25 protein-coding genes are annotated in these 25373 nt (G+C 40.7%); 5 read left to right on the top strand and 20 right to left on the bottom strand.

Annotated elements, in window-relative coordinates; translation table 11 throughout:
• Positions 1-14: 14 nt before the first annotated feature.
• Entirely contained in the window at positions 15-806 is a 792-nt protein-coding gene (locus NK987_RS14325) for a M15 family metallopeptidase (RefSeq protein WP_259264404.1), read from the bottom strand.
• 300 nt (positions 807-1106) lie between these two features.
• Between NK987_RS14325 and NK987_RS14320 the strand changes: the two genes are divergently transcribed.
• Positions 1107-1442, top strand: a complete 336-nt coding sequence (locus NK987_RS14320) for a zinc ribbon domain-containing protein YjdM (RefSeq protein WP_258422453.1) — start codon at positions 1107-1109, stop codon at positions 1440-1442.
• A 245-nt stretch (positions 1443-1687) separates the two neighbouring features.
• Here NK987_RS14320 and rpiB read toward each other — a convergent pair whose 3' ends face one another.
• From rpiB to NK987_RS14290, 6 genes are all read right to left on the bottom strand, one after another.
• Complete coding sequence (gene rpiB / locus NK987_RS14315; RefSeq protein ID WP_258422452.1) at positions 1688-2125, bottom strand: ribose 5-phosphate isomerase B; 438 nt, start codon at positions 2123-2125, stop codon at positions 1688-1690.
• Positions 2118-2978 (bottom strand): twin-arginine translocase subunit TatC, encoded by an 861-nt coding sequence (tatC, locus tag NK987_RS14310; protein WP_258422451.1) that lies wholly within the window; start codon positions 2976-2978, stop codon positions 2118-2120. The genes rpiB and tatC overlap by 8 nt, the downstream gene beginning before the upstream one ends.
• Before the next feature lie 15 nt (positions 2979-2993).
• Positions 2994-4262 carry a serine hydroxymethyltransferase gene (gene glyA, locus NK987_RS14305; RefSeq protein ID WP_258422450.1) on the bottom strand — a complete coding sequence of 423 codons (1269 nt, stop codon included), beginning with the start codon at positions 4260-4262 and terminating at the stop codon, positions 2994-2996.
• A gap of 136 nt (positions 4263-4398) precedes the next feature.
• Entirely contained in the window at positions 4399-5082 is a 684-nt protein-coding gene (locus NK987_RS14300) for an SGNH/GDSL hydrolase family protein (RefSeq protein WP_259264403.1), read from the bottom strand.
• Positions 5083-5101: 19 nt separating this feature from the next.
• On the bottom strand, positions 5102-7369 hold the full coding sequence (locus NK987_RS14295; protein WP_259264402.1) for a TonB-dependent receptor: 2268 nt from the start codon (positions 7367-7369) through the stop codon (positions 5102-5104).
• Positions 7370-7447: 78 nt separating this feature from the next.
• Positions 7448-7810, bottom strand: a complete 363-nt coding sequence (locus NK987_RS14290) for a hypothetical protein (RefSeq protein ID WP_259264401.1) — start codon at positions 7808-7810, stop codon at positions 7448-7450.
• A 144-nt stretch (positions 7811-7954) separates the two neighbouring features.
• Between NK987_RS14290 and NK987_RS14285 the strand changes: the two genes are divergently transcribed.
• Positions 7955-8329: a UDP-glucuronosyltransferase gene (locus tag NK987_RS14285; RefSeq protein ID WP_259264400.1), complete on the top strand. Its 375-nt coding sequence runs from the start codon at positions 7955-7957 to the stop codon at positions 8327-8329.
• On the opposite strand, the gene NK987_RS14280 is transcribed toward NK987_RS14285, so the two are convergent.
• On the bottom strand, positions 8326-8556 hold the full coding sequence (locus NK987_RS14280) for a hypothetical protein (RefSeq protein WP_258422445.1): 231 nt from the start codon (positions 8554-8556) through the stop codon (positions 8326-8328). The two genes, NK987_RS14285 and NK987_RS14280, sit on opposite strands and share 4 nt — an antisense overlap.
• 136 nt (positions 8557-8692) lie before the next feature.
• Here NK987_RS14280 and NK987_RS14275 point away from each other — a divergent pair, with 136 nt between their 5' ends.
• Positions 8693-9598, top strand: coding sequence for an AEC family transporter (locus NK987_RS14275; protein WP_259264399.1), 906 nt, complete (start codon positions 8693-8695; stop codon positions 9596-9598).
• 44 nt (positions 9599-9642) lie between these two features.
• On the opposite strand, the gene NK987_RS14270 is transcribed toward NK987_RS14275, so the two are convergent.
• The 12 genes from NK987_RS14270 to NK987_RS14215 form a co-directional block, all read right to left on the bottom strand.
• On the bottom strand, positions 9643-12627 hold the full coding sequence (locus NK987_RS14270) for an AsmA-like C-terminal region-containing protein (RefSeq protein WP_259264398.1): 2985 nt from the start codon (positions 12625-12627) through the stop codon (positions 9643-9645).
• A gap of 75 nt (positions 12628-12702) precedes the next feature.
• Positions 12703-13500 carry an inositol monophosphatase family protein gene (locus tag NK987_RS14265; RefSeq protein ID WP_259264397.1) on the bottom strand — a complete coding sequence of 266 codons (798 nt, stop codon included), beginning with the start codon at positions 13498-13500 and terminating at the stop codon, positions 12703-12705.
• 116 nt (positions 13501-13616) lie between these two features.
• Entirely contained in the window at positions 13617-14330 is a 714-nt protein-coding gene (gene rsmI, locus NK987_RS14260; protein WP_259264396.1) for a 16S rRNA (cytidine(1402)-2'-O)-methyltransferase, read from the bottom strand.
• Between the two features lie 2 nt (positions 14331-14332).
• Entirely contained in the window at positions 14333-14560 is a 228-nt protein-coding gene (locus NK987_RS14255; protein ID WP_258422440.1) for a 4a-hydroxytetrahydrobiopterin dehydratase, read from the bottom strand.
• 12 nt (positions 14561-14572) lie between these two features.
• Positions 14573-14839, bottom strand: a complete 267-nt coding sequence (locus NK987_RS14250; RefSeq protein WP_258422439.1) for a DUF493 domain-containing protein — start codon at positions 14837-14839, stop codon at positions 14573-14575.
• A 106-nt stretch (positions 14840-14945) separates the two neighbouring features.
• Positions 14946-17057: a peptidylprolyl isomerase gene (locus NK987_RS14245; protein WP_259264395.1), complete on the bottom strand. Its 2112-nt coding sequence runs from the start codon at positions 17055-17057 to the stop codon at positions 14946-14948.
• Between the two features lie 73 nt (positions 17058-17130).
• Positions 17131-18432 carry a hemolysin family protein gene (locus NK987_RS14240; RefSeq protein WP_259264394.1) on the bottom strand — a complete coding sequence of 434 codons (1302 nt, stop codon included), beginning with the start codon at positions 18430-18432 and terminating at the stop codon, positions 17131-17133.
• The gene (locus NK987_RS14235; protein WP_258422436.1) at positions 18429-18650 is read right to left on the bottom strand and encodes a hypothetical protein; all 222 of its coding nucleotides are present in this window, start codon (positions 18648-18650) and stop codon (positions 18429-18431) included. Before NK987_RS14235 ends, NK987_RS14240 begins: the two co-directional genes overlap by 4 nt.
• 2 nt (positions 18651-18652) lie before the next feature.
• Positions 18653-19201, bottom strand: a complete 549-nt coding sequence (gene lptC, locus NK987_RS14230) for an LPS export ABC transporter periplasmic protein LptC (protein WP_259264393.1) — start codon at positions 19199-19201, stop codon at positions 18653-18655.
• Positions 19202-19292: 91 nt separating this feature from the next.
• Positions 19293-20594, bottom strand: coding sequence for a tetratricopeptide repeat protein (locus tag NK987_RS14225; RefSeq protein ID WP_258422434.1), 1302 nt, complete (start codon positions 20592-20594; stop codon positions 19293-19295).
• Positions 20595-20605: 11 nt separating this feature from the next.
• On the bottom strand, positions 20606-21889 hold the full coding sequence (gene bamG, locus NK987_RS14220; RefSeq protein WP_259264392.1) for a BamG family beta-barrel-assembly machinery protein: 1284 nt from the start codon (positions 21887-21889) through the stop codon (positions 20606-20608).
• Positions 21873-22598 (bottom strand): type III pantothenate kinase, encoded by a 726-nt coding sequence (locus NK987_RS14215; RefSeq protein WP_259264391.1) that lies wholly within the window; start codon positions 22596-22598, stop codon positions 21873-21875. Before NK987_RS14215 ends, bamG begins: the two co-directional genes overlap by 17 nt.
• Before the next feature lie 113 nt (positions 22599-22711).
• Between NK987_RS14215 and NK987_RS14210 the strand changes: the two genes are divergently transcribed.
• Both NK987_RS14210 and NK987_RS14205 read left to right on the top strand, forming a co-directional pair.
• Positions 22712-23791: an anhydro-N-acetylmuramic acid kinase gene (locus tag NK987_RS14210; RefSeq protein ID WP_259264390.1), complete on the top strand. Its 1080-nt coding sequence runs from the start codon at positions 22712-22714 to the stop codon at positions 23789-23791.
• Positions 23792-23857: 66 nt separating this feature from the next.
• On the top strand, positions 23858-25084 hold the full coding sequence (locus NK987_RS14205) for a Glu/Leu/Phe/Val dehydrogenase dimerization domain-containing protein (protein WP_259264389.1): 1227 nt from the start codon (positions 23858-23860) through the stop codon (positions 25082-25084).
• Positions 25085-25373 lie beyond the last annotated feature (289 nt).

Raw genomic sequence — 25373 nt, 5'->3', positions numbered from 1 at the left:
TCCTTTCAATTACTTCAAATCCCGGCTGCTTGGACATGCATCCAATCAAAATTTCTCTGACGTCCCAGACTTGTCCATCCTTCATTTTCCCACATACGCCACCACGCTTCATATTCCGGTCTTGCAAAAGTAGCCCTGTCTCTTCCCCAGTGCAGGTCATTGTTTTTTGGATCGAAATCCAAGGCAATTCCCCAACTATGCATACTTGGTTTAGTCCCTCCACGCATTGCCCTGTCATTATAGCATCCTCCAAAAAAATCCAGCCTCAATCGTTTGATTTCTTCGATTCCATAGTGGGCCAGGACATCCTTCAGAACCTTTTCAACGCTTGCCTTTACCTTTTGATGGCAAGTAAACCGATTTACAATTTGGCTAGGATTCCAGGATAATTTAAGCGGATAGGCACTTTGGGCTATAACAAGACTACTTCCTTTGGGACCATAGAAATTGTCAAACTCCTGTGTAAACTGCTTGGGCCATCTACTGACCGGTAGGGTGATTTCCTCAGGGCGCCAAACCGGAGGCTTTTGTCCCTTGTTTCTAATGAAGATAACGGTCTCATAACCGTGTTTTGTATCGGGTCCCCAATATCCATCCAAAGGTCCAGGATCAACTCCATATTCTTTGCAGATTAGTTGGACAGATCCGATGAGTTTTCTCTTCCCTGACCAGTCAGATGGAATTTCAGTTAACTTACTTATGGCATGTAGGGTCGAGGGATCCATGTTTCCATTTACTGCGCCTTGGAAATATCCTTTTTCGGTTAACCAAGTCTGTACAAATTTGATCAATTCCGTTGTGCTCATTTTTCAAAATAATTTAGATTCCAAAAATTCGACAGGTAAAATACAATACTTTGCCTTTCAGTTATTTAGATTTTAAATTATGCATTTCTGGTAAAAAATGAAAATGACTATTAAGTATTTTTGATTCTTCTTGCCAATAATTACTCAAATTTTTTACCCACAAAAATTCCTAGACAAAGGCAAACTTTTTTGACATTGGATAAAATTTTTTCAACCTATTTAAAAAAAACTAAAAGTAATTTTATTTAAGAATTCGGATTCCCACCATACATTTTTAAGTATTTACCTTAAATTCACCCCATGGAAAACCTACCCTCTTGCCCAGCCTGTAAATCTGAATATACTTATGAATTGGATGGCAAATTTGTCTGTCCGGAATGTGCTTTTGAATGGGAAGCTGAGGAGGCAGAAGCTGAAGAGGGTTTGGTAGTAAAAGATTCTAACGGGGCAATATTGTCAAACGGGGATTCTGTCACCATCATCAAAAACCTTCCCGTCAAAGGTGCTGCGCATCCAATTAAGGCAGGCACAAAAGTGAAAAACATTAGATTGGTAGAGGGTGACCACAATATCGACTGCAAAATAGATGGATTCGGATCCATGGCCTTGAAGTCTGAATTTGTGAAAAAAGCTTGAGAAGGTAGTTCGAGTTACGAAGTACGATTTTTGATTTACGGACATTTTTCTAGCATTTGGGCATTTTTAGTATCTCGGTGGGTTTTAAAGGAATCTTGGAAAAACCTAGATTGAAGTCCAATTGAAGCGGCAATGGATTGTCAACCGTGGTCTGTGGTCAATTCACTTTATTTCCATCGTCTTTGGACTATCAACCATGGACAATGAACAAAAAAAATCCTCCCCATTTTCATGAGGAGGATTTGCTATTTACAGGCGATTTTATTCACCCTAGTGGCATGTCTGCCCCCTTCAAATTCTGTGGTCAGAAATATTTCTGAAAGCTTTGACGCTAGGTCAAATGAAATAAACCTTGCAGGCAAAGCCAATACATTGGCATCGTTATGTTGTCTTGCCAAAGCTGCCAAGTCCTCATTCCAGCACAGTGCTGCCCGGATTCCCTGATGTTTGTTGGCGGTAATTGCAACACCGTTGCCACTGCCACATATTAAGATTCCCTGCTTGAATTCCCCGGCTTCGATGGCATTACATAGCGGATGTACGAAATCAGGATAGTCAGCTGAAGCCGAAGTATACGGACCGTAATCCTTTACCTCATACCCGGCAGCTTCAAGCACATTGATCAATTTGGTTTTATATTCAAAACCCGCATGGTCTCCTCCGACTGCAATTTTCTTATCCATTGTCTTTGTATTTCAAGTTGTCTTCCAATTCTTTTTTGGCGCGCTTCTTCTCTAGCCTTTTTGCTACCTGTATCCCCACTTCATACAATACCAAAATCGGCATTGCAATTAAAACCTGACTGATTACGTCCGGTGGAGTGATCAAGGCAGAAACAATCAGGATGACCACGATAGAATGTCTTCTGTAAGATTTCAACATCGCTGCTGTCACCAAACCTGACATGGAAAGGAAATAAATCACAACAGGAAGCTGAAACATAATGGCAGAAGCCAATACCAGCATGGTCAAGGTACCGATGTAAGACGTGATGTCAAATTCATTGAGGATGCTTGGATCCAATTGGTAGTTTGCAAGGAAGTTGATAGAAAGCGGTGCAAGGATAAAATATCCAAAAGCGGTCCCCAAAAAGAACAACAAACTGACAAAGAACACCGCACCACGGGCCGCTTGTCTTTCTTTGGAATAAAGCCCGGGAGAGATAAATTTCCACACTTCCCAAAATAAATACGGAAATGAGACGATCAATCCCACTACCATACTTGAGGTCAGGTGCATGGAAAACTGTCCCGTCATCTGCCTGCTTTGGATGGTAAAAGGAAGTGTATCTATACACAAAGGAGGTACATTAAAATAATCAGAAATCTGACAAAGTACCCTGTAGGTGATGAAATCAACTTTGGAAGGACCAAGGATTACAACGCCGAATACAATACTCTTGGCTAGAAAAGCAGCAACGGTGAATATTAATATGGCAGCCGCAGACCGCAGCAAGTGCCATCTCAACTGCTCCAAATGATCCAAAAAGGACATGCCCTCTTCTTCCTCTTCTTCTTTATACTGATCTAAGGCCACGCTTTTTTAGAATAATTAATACAATGGAAACTGAACCATCCAACCGTTGACTTCAGATTTGATTTTGGCCAATTCTGCCTCATCACTATGGTTTGTCAATGCCCTGTCTATGAGGGATACGATTTTGCGCATGTCCTCTTCTTTCAACCCACGGGTGGTGACAGCCGCTGTTCCCACTCTCATTCCTGAAGTGACAAATGGCGATCGGGTGTCGAAAGGAACCATGTTTTTATTGATAGTAATGTCAACTTTACCCAAGGTCTCTTCAGCCAGTTTACCCGTCAGGTCTTTATTCCGGAGGTCAATCAGCATCATGTGATTGTCTGTACCACCTGAAATAATCTGGTAGCCTAAGCCCACAAATGATTCAGCCATGACAGCGGCATTCTTTTTGACTTGCAGGACATAGTCCATATACTCATCTGAAAGTGCTTCTTCAAATGCGATTGCTTTGGCCGCAATGATATGTTCCAACGGTCCGCCTTGAGTTCCGGGAAATACGCCTGAATCCAAGAGAGAGGACATTTTTCTCAATTCACCTTTTGGTGTTTTCAGTCCAAAAGGATTGTCAAAATCATCTCTCATCAAGATCAATCCACCCCTAGGTCCACGGAGGGTTTTGTGGGTGGTAGTGGTCACAATATGGCAATACTCAAGAGGGTCATTTAAAAGTCCTTTTGCAATCAAGCCCGAAGGATGTGAAATGTCTGCCAATAACAATGCCCCAACTTGGTCCGCAATGTCTCTCAACCTTTCATAATCCCAATCCCTGCTGTAAGCAGAAGCACCGCAGATCAACAGTTTTGGTTTTACTTCCAATGCTTTGGCTTCAACTTTGTCGTAGTCAATTACTCCTGTCTCTTCTTCTACACCGTAAAAATGCGGTTGGTATAATTTTCCTGAAAAATTAACCGGAGAACCGTGTGTCAAATGACCTCCATGTGAAAGGTCAAAACCTAAAATCGGATCTCCCGGATTAAGGACAGCCAAGAAAACAGCTGCATTGGCCTGAGCGCCGGAATGTGGCTGCACATTGGCCCAAGTGGCACCAAAAAGTGCTTTTGCCCGATCGATTGCAAGTTGCTCGATTTGGTCTACAACTTCACAACCGCCATAGTAGCGCTTTCCCGGGAGGCCTTCTGCATACTTGTTGGTCAATACACTTCCTGCTGCCTCCATTACCTGTTTGCTGGTAAAGTTTTCGGAGGCAATCAACTCAATTCCGGTTTTTTGACGGTTTTCCTCTTTGGTAATTAGGTCAAAAATAGCCTGATCTCTTTTCATGGGGGGGTATTTTAATAGGTCGGCCAAAATTAGTTTTATTCGATGGATTATCCAATGGAATATATACAAAAGCGCTTGGATAAAACCATTCAAAAAGGCATCTGCCTCATTTGATCTGTTGCAAATGGAATTTATTTTAAATTAACTTTTTCAAAGTTTCAAATATCCTCTTTGCTATCCTTTCCATACCCAAGTCACCAGGATGTTTAGCCACACCTTCATGGAGAAATAGCCCAATGGCCATATTCTCTTCTTTTGATCCAAGATCTGTCAGGTTTACGAGTTCCCAGCCGTTTGTTTGGGCAGCCAAAATAAGTTGCTGATTTACTTTTTCGCTGTACCAAAAAGTAGTTGTGACAATGACTTCCATCTTTCTGCCGTTTGCCAGGTAATCGGAAAAAAATTTGATTGATTCCGCAAGTACATTCCCGGTGACCTCGGATTCTCCGATATTTTCTCCAAATCTGATAATCAGAATGTCGGGATTAAAATCTCGGAGATGATCATAATAAGAAAAGTCAAAGGATTCAAAGCCTCTTTCAAAAGGATACACGTTTTCCCTTTTCAGATTAGCCTCCGGCTTTATAGATTTGACCAAAGAGCCTAACACAGAAAAATAATCTTTGTCCCCAGAACTTGCCGCCATGCCCCAATTTCCGTTCCAACCGATTTCAGAGGCCGGTGGATGCCAGGTAATGCTGTTTCCGATAGCAAGGATCTTAGGATCAGATTTTGTCAAAGATGGGTTTTCCCTTGGTTCCATACATGCATTCAGTCCCAAAAAGAAAACCCAAAATATTACCTTGACAATCTTGTTCATTTATAGATATTTATTCCTTTCAAAAAGGAATTCTGACATTCAACGCAATATTTCTTCCCATCTGATTGACGCCAAAAGGCCTAAACAGGGAAAGGTGATCCAAGTAAGCTTTATTCAAAAGGTTGGTTCCACTGACATAAATATCCATGGTGTTGCTTCCGATTTTTAGGTTCCCACCGATATTCATCCCCAAAAGGAAATAACCCGGAGTTGCCTCCTCCAAAGGTGCTGCTCTTTCCTGATCAAAAACCAAAGAACCCAATAGGCTTATGTATGGTTTTTGGATAATCCCGATATCTTTCAACCTGAAATCCACATTCTGATTCCAGCGGAATGCCGGAATATAAGGCAGGTATGTCATGTCATTTCTTCTCTGTCCGATGACCATGGCGTACGAAGTCGATCCACTGATCCACTTGATGGATGTTGGCTGGATATCCAACTCAATTTCTCCGCCATAAAGTCTCGCATCTGCCTGCTCGAATGACCATATATCCAAATCTTCCTGCACTTCTCCGGTAGGGGCAAAGAAAATATAGTTGTTGATGCTGTTATAAAAAACTTCTCCGGAAAGCGCAAATCCTTTGCCGCTGTAACGGATACCAAAGTCAGTCTGAATGTTTTGTTCTCTTTCAAAGGACGCATTTCCTTTTTCAAATCTTCTGGTTCCGGGATGTACCCCATTGGAAAATAATTCCGCCAAATCGGGAGCTCTGAAACCCTGCGCAATGTTTAACCTGAATCTCCATTTTTCATCCGGTCTAAAGGTAGCCCCACCACTCGTGGTCACTCCATCGAATGTCCTCTCAAGTTTCCTGTCTTCAGGTTCTCCAGGCAGGATAAACCCAAAATCGATAAAATGAGGGGCACTTGCATCTACATTTACTTTTCTATAATCATACCTCAATCCACCTTGAATTACCCATTTGTCTTTATTATAATTCAATAAGCCATAAACAGAACGGTCGTCTTTCCTGGCATCAGGGATCAAAAATTCTAAAGCGTCGTCATAATTGATTGTGTTGAGTACAAAACCCTGAACGCCAAAGATTGCCTCTAAATGTGGATTCAAGGACTTAAAGTACTTAAGGTCGTACATTACATTGGTCTGGTTCAGACCCAAATCCACACTTGACCCACCGGATTCCAATTCTTCCCGGAGGTTTTTATGCAATCCAAAAGTAGCTTTAAACTTATCTTCTCCCAAAAACACATTGGTTTCGGAGGAAAAGAAATGGTCAGTTACATTTTGATAAGGAACTTGGGTACTGCGGTCTCCTCTAAAAGTTGCCAACTCATCTATGGCATTTTCATCCAAAATTCCGAGCTTCTGTTTCATGTACGTATACCTGAGTCGGGTATCACCCCATTTCTTTTGAAGACCGACACCTGCTTTCAGGTTTTGGGTATTGAATCTTGTGTTTCCCATAGTCCTGCCATCACCGTCAATGTAATCGGCATGGGATTCCAAGGCCCCGTTCATGGACCATACAAAACCATTTTCTCCGGCTCCTTTCACTCCGACCTCTGACCGAAGTCCAAGATTATTGCTGTATCCACGCAAGTTGACATACCCGTCAACATCGCCTTGGGCAGCATCTTTTTCCTCTATCAAGTTGACCACACCTGCCATCGCTCCTGATCCATAAATCAAGGAAGCAGGACCTTTGATCAACTCGACATTGCCGATTCCTGTTTCGGTCAATCCCAATCCATGGTCGGCACCCCATTGCTGGTTTTCGAATCTTCCTCCCTGGTATACTGACAAAACCCTGCTAAAAGAAAGGCCTCTGATGACAGGTTTGCTGATGCCTGGTCCTAAGGAAATTTCATTGACTCCAGGAGTTCTGGTGAGGGCCGTCATCAGACTTGGTGAAGGCATTTTGAGAATTGCCATTCGGTCCACCTTTTCGATGCTGATGGGAGAACTTTCCTTGCTCATGATATAAGCGCCGGAAATCACCACTTCGTCAATATTGGTGGTGGATTCCTCCAGCTGGATGACCAGGGACTTGGCCGAATTGCCAGGCCTGATTGTTTGTACCTGAGTGGAATATCCGATAAATGAAATCTGGAAAGTAATGTTTTTCTCAGGAAGAGAGGTGATTTTAAAGTTTCCATCTAAGTCGGTAACCACGCCGCGATTGAGTTCGGGAACGAAAACAGATACACCCGGCAAAGGAGAATTGGTGTTTTTATCAAGGACACGTCCTGTGATAGTAAGATCTTGTGCTGCCAATACACCAACTGAAATCAGGGTAAAGGCAATAACGAATAATAGTCGCATTGCTAGAATTGCTAGAAAGTAAGAAAGAAATTTAAAATGAAATTGAGTTGGATTTTGATGAACTCAACAAGGTAAAAATCAGGCAATAGCGGGTGGCCCCCGATGGTCAAATCCCAATTGGACTTGGGTAAAAAACTCAATAGAAGTTAGTGAAGATTCAAAACTTTGATCAAAAACAATAGATTCAGGAACTGGAACTTCAAACTGATAAACAATATAATCAGCATGTGCGAGCAGATCCAGAATGATCAGTTCCTCCTCTGTATGCCCATGGTCAGGTTGGGATTCCTGTTCTAAAGTCAGAATGGGGTGAGCGTGGGTGATGATCTTCCCATTCAACTCATGAGAGTGAAAAAACAATACCCCATTAGCCAAAATGCTGAGCATGAGGGCCAAGCTGAAATGACTGAGGAATGGGACTATGTTTCGAAATTTTTTCACTTTTTTCAACAATACAAACAGTAAACGCAAATATAATTAAGAATGTTAATCAAAAATTACCATTCATACTTTTTTGATTTTCAGATTTCACTTTTAGAACTGTCAAAAAACGACCTTTTGACATAATTTGAGTAATTTCCCGGTATGGTTGATTTCAAATACAGACCCAAAGAATACTTCGAATCCGGATTGACTTCCGTTTTGTTGATCCGATTGGACTTCCCCGAAAGTCAGTGGGGTGAAGTCATTAGTATCTATGCCAACTTATTAGACGGAATGATTTACTATGAAGCAGTGGATTTTTATGGCAATGACATCAACCTGAGTCCTTCCAAGAGCTTTGAAACTTTGTCTACCCAAGAAGTGGTTTTTATGATAGAAACAATGGAAACGGATTGGGACAGAGCATCGGGAAATATGGGGCTGACGCTATTGGGAATTCCTGAGGTGGAAAGCAGGTATTATCCTGACCTTAAAGAATATTTTTCTGAAAAAAGGAAGGGTTTTGGATTAGATTAAAAATCCAACATGGTTTCGTATGCACGCGTCATGCTATGGTATGTTCTGAACCAATATTCATACGTCTCAAAAGAAATGCAGTCACTGATCTCCATTCCCTGAAAATTTACTTTTTTGATGCTGTTAGAAGGCAGCCAACTCCTCAGGTCATTGGCCTGATCGATGGTGAGTTGGGAGAGTTGAACGATTCTTTTTCCTTCGATGACTAATGGGATCAATTTCATCATTGCTCAGTTATTACCTTACAAATGAAAAGGAATAGATCATAGAATCGGTTAATTATAAATTACGATTGTGTTAACTTTAGAATTACCCTATTTTGGCTTTTAGAAATCAATCTGTTTATTAGCCATCCTTCAATACATGGTAAACATCATCCTTATTGTTGTTTTTTTATGCTTGGGTATTTTTTTACAACGGTTCAGAATCGTCCCTGCCAATACATCCAAATACCTGAACAACTACCTGATTTATGTGGTTCTACCGGCTTTGGCTTTGCGGTACCTCCCTAGAATCGATCTGAGTCCGGAGCTATTGCTACCCGTTGTTTCCGCATGGTTAGGATTTGGACTTTCCTGGCTGATATTTGGCACACTTGGCAAAATACATAATTGGGGAAATTCCGTCACAGGTTGCCTGGTCATCACCGCAGGTTTGGCAAATACTTCTTTTGTGGGAATCCCGATAATACAGGCACTTTATGGAGAGGAAGGTGTGCAGATTGCGTTGCTGATTGATCAGGCAGGTTCCTTTATCATAGTCAGCAGCCTTGCTATAATTGTCGCATCCGTCTACAGCTTTGAGAAAAAGAGAAAAAGAGACATAACCCGAAAGATTCTCACTTTCCCACCTTTTATGTTCTTTTTGATCGCTTTTGGTTTGAATTTTTATGGAGTAGAAATCGGTCAAAACCTTGATTTTTTCCTTCAACTCATCACGGTTACTTTGACGCCGGTAGCATTGACATCCGTGGGATTACAGGTAAAAATGAACTTTGAGGCATTGAGGTCTAAGTTCCTGTGGTATGGATTGGGTTATAAACTCGTCCTGATTCCTTTGATAATTCTTGTCCTATTCAAATATGTGTTCCAATTGGAAGGTCTGCTCCTGCAAGTCTCTGTCATGGAAGCTGCAATGGCACCGATGATTACAGGATCCATCATAGCCATCACCCATGATCTCGAACCAAAACTTGCCTCCCTTTTGGTAGGAATTGGTATACCGCTTTCTTTTTTAACTTTGGGAATCTGGTACTTTATCGTGGCCTAATTAGCTTAACGCCATTAACAAATAACCCTTAACCAAATATCCAATTAATCCAACTTCGTCGAATCCGGCTTGGCAGGCTTGGGCTTCAACAATCCCTTCAGCACTTTCTTGGCTTCGTCTACTGCTTTGGTTTTTGTTTCTTCTATTTTCTTGTCTGCTTCTTTCTTGACACTGTCCTGAACCATATCAGCTTTGAGTTTCAGTTCTTTTTTCAAACTGTCCTCCGCCGCTTTAAACTGCTGGGTTACTTCCTGTTGGATAATTTCTTTTTCATTGCTCACTCTTGATTTCAGAGAATTTGCAAGTAAGGTTTCAATACTGTTGCCACCAGCCAAACCAATTTTAGGCGCATTATACGTTCCTCCTAGGCTTATTGCCACCGGTATGATTGTTGATTCGTTGACTTCATTTCCAGAAATAGCCGCCAAAAGTGTATTTGCTTGCGCCCCGAATTTTCCTGCAGGAACCTGCATGTTGACCAGGTAATTGATGGTCCCGTCAAAACCGGTGCTTCCTTGGATATTTGCCTGATAGTCCCAAAGCTTGACATCAAAAGGCTTGACATCAAGAACACCGTTATTGATTTCTATTGGAATAGAGATGTTTTTAAGCTGAAGTGTATTGGTGTCATTCAGCTTGGTAAGACTCGTCACACCTTGGATGATCGGACTGTCTTTGAACGCTGCTTCTGCCACTTTCAATAACCCTTTCCCATCCAATGAAGAAAGAATTGGCATCATATCCTGTCCCAATTTACCCGAGAAAGCCAATGTGGAATTGAAGTTTCCGGCGAGGTGCTGGGCAATCGGGGCAAAAGCCTTGACTGTATTGAAAGATTGGAATGCCTGTGGAATACTGAGATTGGCAAGATTAAGGCTGAAATCAAATTTAGGTTCTGCCAAATTGCTTGGATCGTAAGTGCCATTTAGAGTCATCTGACCACCAAGTGTCCGCATAGATGCATCAGAAAAGCTGAGGACACCATTTCTAAGGAGCATATTCCCCTTGACTTCTTTCAAAGTGAGGTTATCATACAGAACTTCATCAGCTGCCACAGACATGGAAAAATCTATATTCTTTGGCAATTGGATAACTGTCAGCGCAGCAGTATCTGCCGGGGTAGATGCGGTCATCCATTCATTTACATTGAACTTGCTTGAAGTCAAACTCAACTGTCCTTTCAAAGTCTCGTCTTCTTTAAGGAAATAATTCAGGTAGTTGGAAAGGAATCCTGTAGCCTGAATTGGGCTTTGCCCCACCTGCGAATCAAATTGGCTTAATGAAATACGGTCGGGAGAAAAATCAGCTTTTGCCTGATTGATCTTGATGCCTTGAGGAATATCGGCAGAAGTGAAGGAAAATTGATTGATGCCGACATTGCCACGGGTATCAAGTTTTCCATATTGACCATCTTCTACGTCTTTATAGGAACCTTTGGTCTGGATATCTGCTTGGATTTTTCCTGTCATGTCCATCCCTTCGATAGGAAAAATTGCTAAAATTTTGCCCAAATCCACTGTTCCGTTAACAGCACCATCCCAGTTAAGTCGCGTAAAATCATTGATTTTTAGCCTTCCGTTGATTGATTCTTCTTCAAGGACAAAACCAAATTGATTCAGGTCCACAATAAAGTCGTTCATTTTTCCTGTATTGTTCTGAACAGAGGCTGAAACATTCAATTTGTCAATCGGTGCAGGATAATCCGCGCTTTTGATGTACCCGTTGCTGAGCAATAATTTGGCATCGATGTTTGGGATAACTTGTGCTACAGAATCATATTTTCCTTTCGCCTTTGCATTTACATCTAAAAGTCCCTTCAAAGTCAATCCTTCAATCGGGAAAATGGATGTCAATTCCTCAAGATTCAGTTTTCCGATCAAAGCTCCATCCATTTCATAACTGGTCAGATTTGCCAAAAAGAAACGCCCAGAAATCGGATTGCTACCAAAATCAAGGTTGAAAGTAGGAATATTAATGATGGTATTGTCCAGATTGTTAGTCTCATTTTTTGCCTGAAATTCAATGTTTACATTGCTAACAGGCCTTGGAAGATCCGGATATTGGAACATCCCATCTGTCACATTCAAGGATACATCAAAGGAGGGCATGCTGGTTTCATTATAAATACCTTTTACAAATCCTTCAAAATCCATGGTACCAGAAGTTTTCAAATCGGAAAAACTCTCAGTATAGATTCCCGGTATCAAAGAAAGAATGCTTTTAAACGTATTGTCTTTTCCCTCAAACGCAAGGTCTATTTCAATGTCTTCCGCAGGCATGGCTATAAATCCGGTCAAATCAAACAAAAAATCGTTGAGAGCAAATTCCCCTTCTCCAAAGGCAAACTTCATATTGGCCATGTCGATGTTCATGGTCGTTTCTCCTTTGAATTGCTTGCCTGAAAGGTAGCTGATGCCATCATAGGATATATCCCCGATCAGGGCATCCATTTTTAAAGGAAGGTCATATACATCTGCGGTAAAGTCTCCACTTCCTTCAAGGTTGACATTGCCCAAGACCATAAAATACCCGAGCGACATGTCATCATAGATCAAATTAAGGTCATTGACTTGGATCAGATCAACTGCAATCTGAAAGTTGCTTTCAGGAACTGTGTCTGCTTCTGAAGGATAGGTGATATCGTAGTTGGCGGTCCCATCTTCCAAAACCTTGACAAACAGACTTCCGCCGTCTAAGTGGATTCCCGTCAATGTCGGGATATCTTCAAACAAGATTGACTTTAAGTTAAAATCCACTTGTAACTTATCCATATGGACCAAGGTATCAGATTGGAAAGGCTCGTTTCCTACAATTCCAAAATCTCCAACCGTAGCCGAAATATGAGGGAATCTTTTAAATACACTCAGGCTGACATTATTGATGTCATAATAAACTTGTGCATTGACTGAAGAGGCGATTTCTTGATCTATGCGCGCTATGATTTTGTCTTTGAAAATAAATGGCAAAGCAAAGAGAGAAACAAGTAAAAAAATAAAAATACCGAATATGATGAGCAGCGTTTTTTTCATGATTGAATGGATTAAGGCAATCTTAATAACGGAGGAAGATGTTTTTTGGATTCCGATTGGAAGAACCCAACTTTTCTATTTTTTCCAGATTTTTTGGATATCACTTCCGAGTTCGTCGTGGATTAGACCATTGGTAGCTACAATTTTCTTACCAAAAAGGTAATCATCCCCCATTTCAAAGTCAGAAACCCTTCCTCCGGCCTCTTGTATGATGATGATTCCGGCCGCCACATCGTAAGGCTTAAGGTCATATTCAAAAAAACCATCCTGCCTTCCACAAGCCACATAACAAAGGTCAACTGCAGCACTTCCCATTCGCCTCAAGCCATGGCATTTTTCCATCAGAAGCCTTAGAACACTCAAATAATTATCAATCTGACCAAAGGCACTGTAAGGAAAACCTGTCCCAATCAGACTTTCTCCCAATGTTTTGGCGGGACTCACATGGATCGGCTTACCGTTGCAAAATGCGCCTTTACCCTTGACAGCATAGAAACACTCGTCAAAATTGATCTCATAGACTACACCTAGGACAATTTCATCATGAAACTTCAATCCTATGCTTACCGAGAAAATCGGAAGTCCGTGAATAAAATTTGTGGTACCGTCCAAAGGATCGATGATCCAGGTATATTCTTTGCCATCTGTTGATCCTGTTCCTTCCTCAGTGATAAAATCCGCCTCAGGCAAAATCCGGCTGAGTCGGTCAACAATAATTTTTTCAGCCTCTTTATCCACGTAAGATACGAGGTCGTTCAGCCCTTTCTGCTCGACTTTATTGAGGTCAAAGGATTGTCTTTCTTTGCGGATAAATGCGCCGGCTTCCTTGGCGACTATTTCTGTTTGTTGGAGGATTGGTAAAAGGTCAATCATATTGCGAGAAGGTTAATTTTATTGAATTGAAAAATATACCGATGCAAAGATATGCTGTGAATCTATCTGCATTCAACAATTTTCAGAACTTGTTCATATAAGAGAAAGAAGCCTGATTAGTTTTCATTTGAATAGGCATCATTTTTTTGCCTTCCCTGTACTACCAATACGATCTCACCCTTGATAGGATGCTCTTGGTAATAGGCAACAAGTTCCTGTAATGTTCCTCTGACATTTTCCTCATAGATTTTTGTCAGTTCTCTGGATACACTTGCCATTCTATCTGGACCAAATGCCTCGGCAAACTGCTCCAAGGTCTTCATCAACCTATGCGGTGATTCGTAGAATATCATGGTGCGGGATTCTTCCAACAAAGATTCGATCCTTGTTTTTCTCCCTTTTTTATGGGGAAGAAATCCTTCAAAAGTAAACCTGTCATTTGGAAGCCCTGAGTTGACCAATGCGGGCACAAAAGCCGTAGCGCCGGGAAGACAGTTGACTTCAAGACCCGCGTCCTTAGCGGCCCTTACAAGAAGAAATCCCGGGTCTGAGATACCCGGCGTACCGGCGTCACTGACAAGGGCCAACACTTCCCCACGCCGCATCCTTTCTACTAATTTTTCGACGGCTTTATGCTCGTTGAAAATATGGTAACTCTGAAGCGGCCTTTTGATTTCTAGGTGTTTCAATAATTTTCCCGTAGTACGCGTATCTTCTGCCAAGATCACATCAACGGAATTCAGTACTTCTATCGCCCTAAGCGTGATATCTTTTAAATTTCCGATGGGCGTAGGAACCAGAAACAGATTGATCGACTTCTCTTCCGACATATTTAAATCTGATCAATGGCTTTGGCAAGTTTGTGGTCTTTCTCTGTAACGATATTACCGGCATCATGGGTATTGAGTTCGATCACTACGGTATTATAGACGTTGCTCCAATTGGGATGATGACCCTGTGATTCTGCTAAAAAAGCCACTCTAGTCATAAAGGCAAAAGCCTCCTGAAAATCCTTGAATTTAAAGGTTTTGCTTAGTTTGTTATTTTTTTCAGTCCACATGGTTTGATTGGTTTAAAGTGATATTACGCCTTCGATATTCGAAGCCTTTTCATATATGTCCATAATTGAATCGCTGTTTGGCATCAGGGCCTTGATTGTAGCGGAGACATACTTTCCTTGGGAGGAATGTTTTAAGGTCATTTTATTATTAGGCAATAATGCGGCCACTTGTGATTCCCTGCCATTGGGAACGATAAATTTGAACATATACAATGTAGGGAAAGTAGTCTGAGCTTCCAATTTGTCTTTAAAAGCCTGCCTGTTAAATGTATCTTCCATCTTTTACGATTTTAATGGATAAACACCATTGTGTAAAAATAAAATCCATTTGCACAAAAAAACCCGTGAGGAATCCCACGGGTTCTATTTATTTCTGATATGAATATCAGAAGAATTTATATCTGTAATCCTTCACATCTGCAAGGTCTTCCAATGCCATCATGATCATGTAAGCTGTCCTTTGGGAAGCATTCAAAGTCAATTGGCTTTGGTAAGAGTTATAGCTTGCAATATCTGCTGCAGGAGTCAATGAATTCAATTTGATCACTATGATACCTACATCTTCATGGATAGGCTTGCTGATATCACCTGAATTTTTCAATCCAAAAGCAGCTCCGATTGCTTTAGGAGCATAACCTACGCCAGGCAGAACAGATGCGTTCATTCTCAGGTCAGGAGATTTGTCAAGGGAAGCCTCATTTGGAAATACAGCCTGCATTTCTTCAAGCGTTGCTTTTCCTGAGAGTTTTTCTTTGATGATTTCTGCCTTCTTATCGTTTCTTACCTGTACCAATACCTGCTGTCTCACTTGATCCAAAGTAGCGGTACCTTCTTCATATTTCTTTTTAAGGTTGGCCACAATGTAAGCATTGTCCAATTCAAATACCGGGGAAACAGATCCTTCGGATGCCTCATTGAATGCCCATCTGACAACTTCCCTAGCATTTTGTAGGTTATTCAAAGTCCTGGCAAATGCATCTACATTGTTAGCTTGGATGATTCTGTAGCCATCTTTTTCAGCATTGGCTGAAAATTCAGCAGTATTGCCTGAAGTGGAAGCAAAGGAGTCAGCTCTTCTGAAAACGTCGTTTCTTGTCACATCACTTGGACCCAACTCCAACTCGATCGTTGCGATCTTGTAAGAGGTAGTCTTTGGCAATTCAGTAACAGAAATAATATGGTAGCCATATTCGGTTTCTACCAATCTGTTGATTAGACCTGTTGATTTGGCTGCAAATGAAACATCAGCAAAGGCTTCTACGAAATCCGCTTTGGCAAACCAACCAAGGTCTCCACCTCTTTGTGCTGTTCCGTCTTGTCCATTTTGCGCGGCTGCAGTAGCAAAATCAAGTCCGTTCTGAATTTCTGTGAGGACTCTTTCTGCATTTTGTTTTACTTCAGCTTTTGCGTCTTCTGATAATTCTTGCGTGCCAAATAAAATATGTGCAGCTCTCATTCTAGGAGTTCCTTCAAATTTTGAAGTCACCTTGTGGGTAACATATGAGGACCTGTTTGTAAGGAATGGGCCATAAGTTTCACCTACTTGGATATCGTCTACATTAGAAGTCAATGTATTTGGCAATTCTTCGCCGGGAGCAACTACAACAAAAGGATTTTGTCCTTCTGAATTACGTAATACAAAAGCAGAATCAGCGTCGGAAGCTCTTAATTCTTCTGTCAACTTTTTAATTTCTGAAATAACAGCGGAAGAATCTTCAGAACTTGGAATCAACTCAAAACTGATATATTCCAAGTCAGCTGCATTTTTGACTTTGAATTTTTCTGGATATTTGGATATGTAAGCCTTCAATTCACTGTCAGAAACTTCAATTGAGGAATCTGAAATTGCATAAAAAGGAATGAATAAATGATCCACATCTGCAATGCTGTTTGCCATCCTGTGCTCAAGTTTACCCTCTTTGGAGTTTGCATACTCAGAAGTTGAAAGCAGGTTGTCGTACTTGATTCTTAATCTTCCTTTTGCAAACATTTTTTCCTGCTGCTCCCAGAACGCCACTTGCTCAGGACCTGCGGTTTCGAGGGATTGCAAGAAAGAAATCAGCTGAGACCTGTCAAATTCTCCCGTTGCGGGATTGGTCAGTTGCTGCCTCAATTCGGCGATGATGTTTTTTCCCTGAACCATATCTACCAATTCAGCATCGGAGATGGTCAGACCTAAGGCTTCATATTGCTCTGCAAAAACTTTGTCGACAATCAATGCCTGCCAAGCTTGCTCGCGCAAAGTGCTCATTTCATTTTCGGAAGGAGTTCTTCCTGTATTTTGTTGGAAAGAAATTTTGATCTCTTCGATCTTTCGGATGTATTCCTCATAGGAAACGTCTTCACCTGCAATCTCTCCCACATTGTTTGCGCTACTACCCAAAAGAGTAGAATTAGGGCCCAATAGATCCCCTCCGACGAGGAAAAATATTAATCCAACTGCTATAACACCGATTGCAAGACCTGTTCTTTGTCTGATTTTTTTAATTAAAGCCATTCTCCTGTTTTTTGAAGTGCCGCAAAATAATTCAATCTACCTGTAAATTCAAAATAATATCACTGTCAATAAATTACTTATTGGATTCTGACCCCGAATGGATCTTCACTTTTACTGTTTCTATCCTATGGTCTAGTTTTGAAACTATGCTAAAAGTATATGATTCAAAGGTAATTGACTCACCTTTTTGGGGAATATCCTCTGTAAGGGAGAGTATAAATCCCGCTAAAGTTTCAAAATCTCCATAGGGTAGATCCCAATCATATTTTTCATTTAAATAATCTATTTCATGCCTTGCGCTCAATAAATATTCATGGTCTGAAAGTTTTTGCTCAATGAGATCATCCTGGTCATACTCATCTTGGATCTCTCCAAAGATTTCTTCTATGATATCTTCCATACTTACTATCCCGCTGGTCCCTCCAAATTCGTCCACTACCAATGCAAGACTTTTTCTCTCTTTGATGAATTGGATCAAAAGCTCATTGGCCAAGGCAGACTCCGGTACAATGATAATCGGAGTAAGGATATCAGATACTTTTTTTGGCTTTTTGAACATTTCCAATTGGTGGCAATACCCAATCACATCATCAATGGATTCTTTGTATACGATGATTTTTGAATGGCCGCTTTCAGCAAAAACCTGCTTAAGGTCTTCCATCGAATCTTCTATGTCAACCGCCACAATATCTGTCCGAGGAACCATACATTCCCTAACCCGGATGGTTTTGAATTCTATGGCGTTGTCAAAAATCTTAGCATCAAGGTCAACCTTCACATCCTGACCACTGTGGTGTAGGCTGTTTTTAATAAAGCTGTTCAGATCGGTCACTTTAAAAACCGGCTTATCTTCATTGTATTCCAGTCTAAGGACCTTGGTAATAAATAACCTTGACAGCCCTACAATCATCCAGACTAAAGGATACATCAAAAAATAAATAATTTGAAATGGCAAGGAAAATAAAGACAACAGGCTGTTTGGATTCAGCATGAAAATGCTTTTGGGAAGGAACTCCCCTGTAATCAAAACGATAATCGTTGACAATACTGTCTGGATAATTACCACATAGGCTTGGTTGTTGAAATTACCATTAAGAATTCTTTCAAGCCAACCTTCAATCAAAGGTTCAAGCAAATAAGCCATGAAAATACCATAAAGCACCAAAGCGATGGTATTTCCTATCAGTGTCGTCCCGATAAACTGTCCGGGTTTTTTGATAAAGTTTGAAAGAATCTTTCCCGAAACTGAACCTTGTTTGTTTTGAAGTTCTATCTGAAGCCTGTTGGCAGATACAAAAGCCATCTCCATTCCCGAAAAAAACGCAGAAAAAAGCAAGGTAATGGCGACGTAAATAAGGTATGGCGATACTATCATTTTGATTTACGGCTTTTTACTTTTTTGATGGGGTTGGACTTTTCAGCCTCTGATTTGAGTGTTGCTTCATTTTTGCGGTACCTGTACCAAAAGAGCAGTGCCACCGCAAACATGAAAACGGGATATGAACTGATCAACCCTGACGTGAAGGTAAGGTGAGTACCGATGATTACCAAGGCTGCGGAAAGAGATAAAATTAAGAAGTCAGGTAATTTCATTTTTATAATCCTTCTCCGGGGAGAATGGTCCTGCTGTTTGTTACTTTAAATAGCTTATATTCAACAAATCTATCATCTGCCTCCATGCCTGTCCCATTGAAAATCGTCTCTTTTTCCTGAATGGTCACAAATTTTTCGGTATAAATTTTCTTTGCATTTGGGTCCCAAAACAATTCTTCTGAGGATAGCTTTTGGTCTTTTTCGAGATTATGGACCTGCACATCACCTTCTCCTCTATAGATATTTTTTATTTTGTCATAGTAGCCTTTATCCGCCCGCATTGTGGAGCTTGTGTTACCGTCTTTGTCAAAAAAAAAGATTTCTATTCCTTCTGGAAATTCCAGATCACCAGTCCCAAACTTCATCTGCTTCTTGGCTTTGACCTGAGTCCGGATGATGGTAGAATCGCTATGGAAGAGTTCAATGTCCATTGCAAGACCGATAGGGCCTTTATACGTTTCCAAAATACTGCTATCAACTTCCTCTCCACATGAAGCCAGAGAAAGTAAAATGACTATAATAGGAAATCTAATTCTGCCAATGGTACTCATGCCCACAAAGATAGGAAAGATTGCTAAATGATCGAGACCATAAAAAAAGGCAGCCAATTTTGACTGCCTTTTGATTTTATGTTATGTAAACTTAATCTCTTGTAGCCAAAGTTACTGTTTCTCCGATCCAGCAACCTACATTAACAGTCTCGCCTACTTGTCTGCTTTCGGTAAACAATTCTTCTTTGGAAGGGAATCTTGCTCTTGCTTCAGCCATTCCTTTACTGTCACCAGCCCTTGAATAAGCATTGTATGCTGCAATATATATTGCCTGGTCATCTACTCTGCTTATTCCCTTTCTACAATCTCCAGAAGAGCCCATATATAGCTGTGCAATAAGTAACCATGCTTCTTTTGCTTTTTCAGGATCTAATTTAGCTGCTTCAAGAGCTTCAGATCTTGAAGAACTTTTTCTGCCGGCCTGAGCATGAACTTTGGCAAGATCGTAATGAATTTCGGCTTTCTGTACATCATTTTCAGCAAGTGTTAATGCTTTTTCCAACACCGGCTGTGCCTTTTCATATTCCCTGTTTTGCATATACCTCATTGCTCGGACTTGAGATGTCGCATAGGTAGGATTTTGGTTATCAATGATTTCTAATGCAGATAGAAACGATGCAGAACTAAAGCATTTATATTTTACTGAGTAATTAAATATCTGTTGTGCCAAAACCATGTTTGTAGGATCAGCAGTCAATTTAGGTCCCAAAGTATTTTCTATGAAATCGCAATTGATCAATTCCATGGCAACTAATAGGGATTCTACATTTGACTTTGGCGTGGAAACATCTTTACCATTTGCTTCAGCTTCATCCAACAGTTTTGTAATTTTATCATGTATTTCCAAAACCTCAATGGCAGTATAAGCTTTGTTTAACAGATAGTGCCTTCTTACTAAATCAAAGTAAGCTGCTGTGTAGGCCGGATTGATGGTACCATTTACTTCAAAAGCCCTGTCATAAACTCCAATGGCTTCTGCCAGTTTGGTTTTGTCATCTCTGAAATATTGGTATCCATAATATGCCTTGTTTTCAATCCACTTAGGCTCATTGTCAAAATTTTCTTTTCTAAGGTCATACACCTTCATAACAGAATCCTGATAGATCCTTTTCTGAGCAGGGTCAGTGGTGGCAGCTACTGCACCTTTGTAGACATCCACACCATAGATATAGATGGATTCATTCAACTTAGGGGTGTTGACAAGAAGCCAATATAGAGGCTTGGTAGCTTCTACAAACTGCTCTGACTTCATATAATCCACATAAGCCGCATTGTATTCACGTGCTTTTGCTTCAGTTTCAGCATCAGTCGGCCAATTCCAACCGTCCTGTGCTTGAGCCATACCTACAAGGCTGAGGGTAAATAACCCGATGAGTGCGTTTTTAAGTTTCATATCTGTTAGTGTTATTCGAATACGCGTTTGTAAAACCAGCTATTGTCATTCAATGAGAATCCTAAGGTAACGCCAAAGTATTCTTCTTTGATCAATCCATTGTTGAGGGTACCTCTCGAACCAAATTTGACTGCAAAGTTCATCAATGATAAACTGTTGATAGGTACTGAAGCTCCAAAATTGATGCCAATATCACTGATCTGAGTCTGGTTCAAGATGAAGGGAGTTTGCTGGTATTCAACGCCGAACCTAATTGTCGACCTTTTGAATATAGAATTGACCGTTGAGAAATTAGGAATCAACTGTCCTCCCAATGCAACCCTGTAAGTATCACCTAGTTCACCCTGAACCCCTGAGAAGGAACGATATTGGCTAAAATTTTGCATTTGAGCTTCTAGACCAATTACAAATTTATTTATTTTTTCATAAGAAATCCCATAACCTAAGTTACTTGGTATAAAAACTGTTCCTTTTTCATTATTCCTGAGGACGTCGCCATCCGAATCGGGCTTGCTAGCTTGACCAAAATCGGCAATCTTAGCAAATTCTTTTCCATTAATATTTCCAAATGCATGATAGGTGGCTCCAAGGTGGATATTACTTTTGCTGCCTGATTTGAAATAATAATGAACTCCACCTTTGAAAGTGACATCGCTTATAGTCAATCTTTCATAGTACTCAGTTTGAAATCCAAATTCCTCTTCTTCCGGATTCAACAAGGCCAATTGGTTTGTTCTGATGGTAGATCCAAACAAATAAGAACCATGAATTCCAAGGCTTAAATTTTTGGCTAAAACAAAACCATATGAAAGATATGCCTCCGAAATTCCGCCTTCTCCTTCCACTCTATTGATAGAATTGAAGTCAGAATTGGTCACTTCCCCACTGACAAGAATGCTGTAATTGACACTTGAAATTTCTCCCAATCCCATCCCTAAGGTTCTTTTTCCGGACTTGACAGGAAAAGACAAGGCCACATATGAAATACCTCCTCCATCGATAGTCTGATTGTCGGAAGCACTCGTCACGTTGATTCTTTTGTAGTTAAGAGCTGCCTGAAAATTAAAAATCGTATTCCTCGTGGTCAATGCCGGGTTCATGTAATTGACTCCCCATCCGGTACCAAAACTTATACCCAAACCGCCCATACCTTGATTTTGGGTAAGGCCGGCATAGTTAAATTCACCCAACCCAAGTGCACTGTAAGTGGACGAACTTGACTGTGGGAAGGCCCGTGAGAAAATGAAAAAGGTGCATAACACACCCAGAAATCTAATCCTATTGGTAATTGACATTGTAGCTTAATATTCTATTCAATCCATGCAGGACCAAATTAGGGATTACAAATATGTGGTCTTTTGTTAAGCTTTCAAAGATTTTTGAGTCACCTCCACAAATAATGACCTTCAAACCATGGTATTGTTCCTGATATTCCTGGATAAACCCTTTCATTTCAAACTGTATTCCATAATATACTCCTGACCTTAAACAGGAGACGGTGCTGTCTCCTACAAACTTTGGGATAATTCCCTGCTCCAAATCCACCAAGGGAAGTCTTGCAGTCAATTGGTTCATTGCCTTTAATCTCATCTGCAGTCCGGGAGTGATCGCGCCACCTAAATAGCGGTCATTTACATCCATGAAATCATAGGTTATGCAACTTCCCAGATCTATGGCGATTATAGGACAGTCTTTGAAAATAGTCCTGGCACCTACTACTGCAGCTTTGCGGTCCACTCCCAATGTCTCAGGCGTGGCGTATAAGTTTTTGAAAGGCAATAATGTTTTGGAACCCAGGAATAAAAACTCAAAATCCAACAATTCTTTAAGCCTGTCCTCGGTATATGTCACCGAACTGATGATGGCATGGTCGAATTCCTGAATTTTGGATTCTTCCAAAAACGAATTGAAGTCCTCAAAAATGAATTCTTTCAACAGCATATCATTTCCAAATATGGCTGCTTTGATCCTAGTATTTCCGATATCTACTACTAGCTGTTTCAAATTCAAGTTTTCAAAATCGATAGACTTAGGCGAAATTAGTCAAAATCCAACATCCCACTTTTTGAATAAAATAAATTTAACTTTAGGGAGATTTATTTAACAAAAATTAACCCATGAAGACGCTTACCAATACCTATAAAGTAATCGGACTGATGTCCGGCACATCAGGAGATGGACTGGATATCGCTTATTGCGAATTTGAAAAAAAGGAAAACTGGACTTTTCAGATCCAAAGAAGTGAAACGGTTCCTTTTCCAAAAAACTTGGGAAAAAAACTTAAGAAATCCCATCTCATGAATGGCTATCGTTTATCGCTTCTTGATGTGGAATTTGGGCAATGGATGGGGGAGCAAGTCCGGAATTTTGTCCAAAACAATGGACTTGAAGTCGAAGCTGTTGCCTCTCATGGACATACAGTATTCCATCAGCCGTCCAAAAAACTGAGTCTTCAGATTGGAAATGGCTGGGCATTGCACACTGCATGCGGAATTCCTGTCATCAATGATTTTAGAATGCTGGATGTACAGCTCGGAGGTCAGGGAGCACCATTGGTACCGATCGGCGATAAGCTTCTTTTTTCAGAATATGATTATTGTATCAATCTTGGCGGAATTGCCAATATCAGCATGGATTTAGAGGATAAGAGGATCGCGTTTGATTTTTGTCCCTTCAATCTTCTTCTCAACCATTTTGCGGAAATCTGTGGAAAACCTTATGACAAAAATGGAAAACTGGCGAAAAAAGGAAAGCTTTTGAAAAAAGTACTTAAGCAACTCAACAACCTGCCCTATTATCAGATAGAAGGAGCCAAATCACTCGGAAGAGAAGACCTCGACGACTATCTTAAAATATTGGAAGTAAGTGGAAAGCATAAGCCTGAAAATGTGCTCCACACCTTGGTCATTCATTATGTCGAACAAATCAGTAAAATAATGATTCCTCACTCGGGTAAAAAAACAAAAGTCTTGGTGACAGGAGGTGGCGCTTTCAACACGTTTTTTATGGAAAAATTAGGTGAATTCATTGGAGAGGATATTGAAATCACCCAAGCAGATCCCATGCTCATCAATTTCAAAGAGGCCCTTATTTTTGCATTTTTGGGAGTGTTACGATTAAGGGGTGAAAACAATTCGCTCTCAACGGTGACTGGAGCTTTGAGAGACAACAGTGGTGGTCTTCTTCATGGATTATGAATCTGAAGGGCTTTTTAGCATGGAGAATATTTCTATTTTTGCCAGCTATAAACCCAAATAATTACCATGAAAGAACTACTCAAAAAGTTTGAGAACAAACAACCCGAAATTATTTTTGAATGGAGTGACAGCGAATCCGAGGCAGAAGGATGGGTTGTCATCAATTCCCTTAGAGGTGGTGCTGCCGGCGGGGGCACCAGAATGCGAAAAGGGCTTGACAGAAGAGAAGTAGAGTCCCTTGCCAAAACCATGGAGGTCAAATTTACCATCTCTGGACCTGATATCGGAGGCGCAAAATCAGGTATTAATTTTGATCCAAATGACCCTAGAAAGGAAGAGGTGCTCAGACGCTGGTACAAGGCGGTCATGCCATTATTAAAGAGTTATTACGGGACCGGCGGGGACCTCAATATTGATGAGATTCATGAGGTCATTCCCATTACAGAAAATTATGGTCTCTGGCATCCCCAAGAAGGAATTGTAAACGGACATTTTCATGCCACAGAGCCAGAAAAAATCAGAAAGATAGGACAGTTGAGGCAGGGGGTATCCAAAGTATTGGAAGATCCTCATTACACTCCCAACGGTCCAAAAAAATACAAAGTAGCTGACATGATTACAGGCTTTGGCGTAGCGGAGGCGGTCAGGCATTATTACTCCATTTGGGGAGGAGAAATCAAAAATAAGCGTGCCATCATTCAAGGCTGGGGAAATGTCGGGGCAGCGGCCGCTTGTTTTTTAGCAGTCGAAGGGGTAAAAATCGTCGGAATCATTGACCGGGACGGAGGCTTGATCAATCCTGCAGGATTTACATTGGATGAAATCAGAGAATTGTTCATCAAAAGAGAAGGTAATAAACTGATTGCCGATAACATGATCCCTTTTGCGGACCTGAATGAGCAAATCTGGGATGTGGAATGTGAAATATTTATTCCGGCTGCTGCTTCCAGATTGGTGACCAAATACCAAGCTGAACGAATGGTCAAGGCTGGATTGGAAGTGATCAGCTGTGGCGCTAATGTACCTTTTGCCGATCCCGAGATTTTCTTTGGTCCTATTGGGGTTTGGCTTGATGAAAAAATATCACTGATCCCGGATTTTATTGCAAATTGTGGAATGGCGCGGGTATTTGCCTACCTGATGTCTGATAATGCGGTATTGACCGATGAGGCGATATTTGGTGATGTAAGCAAAACGATTGCTGATGCTCTCAACCTTACATTTGATAAAAACAGCTCAAAAACAAAACTTGGAGAAACCTCACTGGAGATAGCGTTGAAACAGTTGGTATAAACGAAACAGTTGGTATAAACATTTTACCAATCATCAGCCGAGAGGCGTTAATTTTAAATTAATTCCTCTCGGAGCTTATTTAGTATGCTGACCTTTTCAATCAAAATAAGTAGTTTAGCGAAAGTAAAGTCCAAATTTGTATATTGATTAATGTAAATTATTGGGTTTTCGGAAACCAAAAACTGTTGAGAAAGACTGCTTAATTTTAAAATTAATGAAGAACCTATTTGCCGTTTTCATATTTGTTTTTGGAATGGTTTTTTTAGCCACTGTTCCCGATGCAAAAGCC

The sequence above is a fragment of the Aquiflexum gelatinilyticum genome (assembly GCF_024813435.1).
Taxonomy (GTDB): Bacteria; Bacteroidota; Bacteroidia; order Cytophagales; family Cyclobacteriaceae; genus Cognataquiflexum; species Cognataquiflexum gelatinilyticum.
The sequence above is the reverse complement of the archived record's forward strand: the minus strand, read 5'-3'. Positions and strand labels throughout refer to the sequence as shown.

What these genes read in the sequence shown, in the direction of transcription:
- NK987_RS14325 (WP_259264404.1), bottom strand. Translation starts at nt 806, where the DNA reads ATGAGCACAACGGAATTGATCAAATTTGTACAGACTTGGTTAACCGAA.
- NK987_RS14320 (WP_258422453.1), top strand. Translation starts at nt 1,107, where the DNA reads ATGGAAAACCTACCCTCTTGCCCAGCCTGTAAATCTGAATATACTTAT.
- rpiB (WP_258422452.1), bottom strand. Translation starts at nt 2,125, where the DNA reads ATGGATAAGAAAATTGCAGTCGGAGGAGACCATGCGGGTTTTGAATAT.
- glyA (WP_258422450.1), bottom strand. Translation starts at nt 4,262, where the DNA reads ATGAAAAGAGATCAGGCTATTTTTGACCTAATTACCAAAGAGGAAAAC.
- NK987_RS14300 (WP_259264403.1), bottom strand. Translation starts at nt 5,082, where the DNA reads ATGAACAAGATTGTCAAGGTAATATTTTGGGTTTTCTTTTTGGGACTG.
- NK987_RS14295 (WP_259264402.1), bottom strand. Translation starts at nt 7,369, where the DNA reads ATGCGACTATTATTCGTTATTGCCTTTACCCTGATTTCAGTTGGTGTA.
- NK987_RS14285 (WP_259264400.1), top strand. Translation starts at nt 7,955, where the DNA reads ATGGTTGATTTCAAATACAGACCCAAAGAATACTTCGAATCCGGATTG.
- NK987_RS14280 (WP_258422445.1), bottom strand. Translation starts at nt 8,556, where the DNA reads ATGATGAAATTGATCCCATTAGTCATCGAAGGAAAAAGAATCGTTCAA.
- NK987_RS14275 (WP_259264399.1), top strand. Translation starts at nt 8,693, where the DNA reads ATGGTAAACATCATCCTTATTGTTGTTTTTTTATGCTTGGGTATTTTT.
- NK987_RS14270 (WP_259264398.1), bottom strand. Translation starts at nt 12,627, where the DNA reads ATGAAAAAAACGCTGCTCATCATATTCGGTATTTTTATTTTTTTACTT.
- NK987_RS14265 (WP_259264397.1), bottom strand. Translation starts at nt 13,500, where the DNA reads ATGATTGACCTTTTACCAATCCTCCAACAAACAGAAATAGTCGCCAAG.
- rsmI (WP_259264396.1), bottom strand. Translation starts at nt 14,330, where the DNA reads ATGTCGGAAGAGAAGTCGATCAATCTGTTTCTGGTTCCTACGCCCATC.
- NK987_RS14255 (WP_258422440.1), bottom strand. Translation starts at nt 14,560, where the DNA reads ATGTGGACTGAAAAAAATAACAAACTAAGCAAAACCTTTAAATTCAAG.
- NK987_RS14250 (WP_258422439.1), bottom strand. Translation starts at nt 14,839, where the DNA reads ATGGAAGATACATTTAACAGGCAGGCTTTTAAAGACAAATTGGAAGCT.
- NK987_RS14245 (WP_259264395.1), bottom strand. Translation starts at nt 17,057, where the DNA reads ATGGCTTTAATTAAAAAAATCAGACAAAGAACAGGTCTTGCAATCGGT.
- NK987_RS14240 (WP_259264394.1), bottom strand. Translation starts at nt 18,432, where the DNA reads ATGATAGTATCGCCATACCTTATTTACGTCGCCATTACCTTGCTTTTT.
- NK987_RS14235 (WP_258422436.1), bottom strand. Translation starts at nt 18,650, where the DNA reads ATGAAATTACCTGACTTCTTAATTTTATCTCTTTCCGCAGCCTTGGTA.
- lptC (WP_259264393.1), bottom strand. Translation starts at nt 19,201, where the DNA reads ATGAGTACCATTGGCAGAATTAGATTTCCTATTATAGTCATTTTACTT.
- NK987_RS14225 (WP_258422434.1), bottom strand. Translation starts at nt 20,594, where the DNA reads ATGAAACTTAAAAACGCACTCATCGGGTTATTTACCCTCAGCCTTGTA.
- bamG (WP_259264392.1), bottom strand. Translation starts at nt 21,889, where the DNA reads ATGTCAATTACCAATAGGATTAGATTTCTGGGTGTGTTATGCACCTTT.
- NK987_RS14210 (WP_259264390.1), top strand. Translation starts at nt 22,712, where the DNA reads ATGAAGACGCTTACCAATACCTATAAAGTAATCGGACTGATGTCCGGC.
- NK987_RS14205 (WP_259264389.1), top strand. Translation starts at nt 23,858, where the DNA reads ATGAAAGAACTACTCAAAAAGTTTGAGAACAAACAACCCGAAATTATT.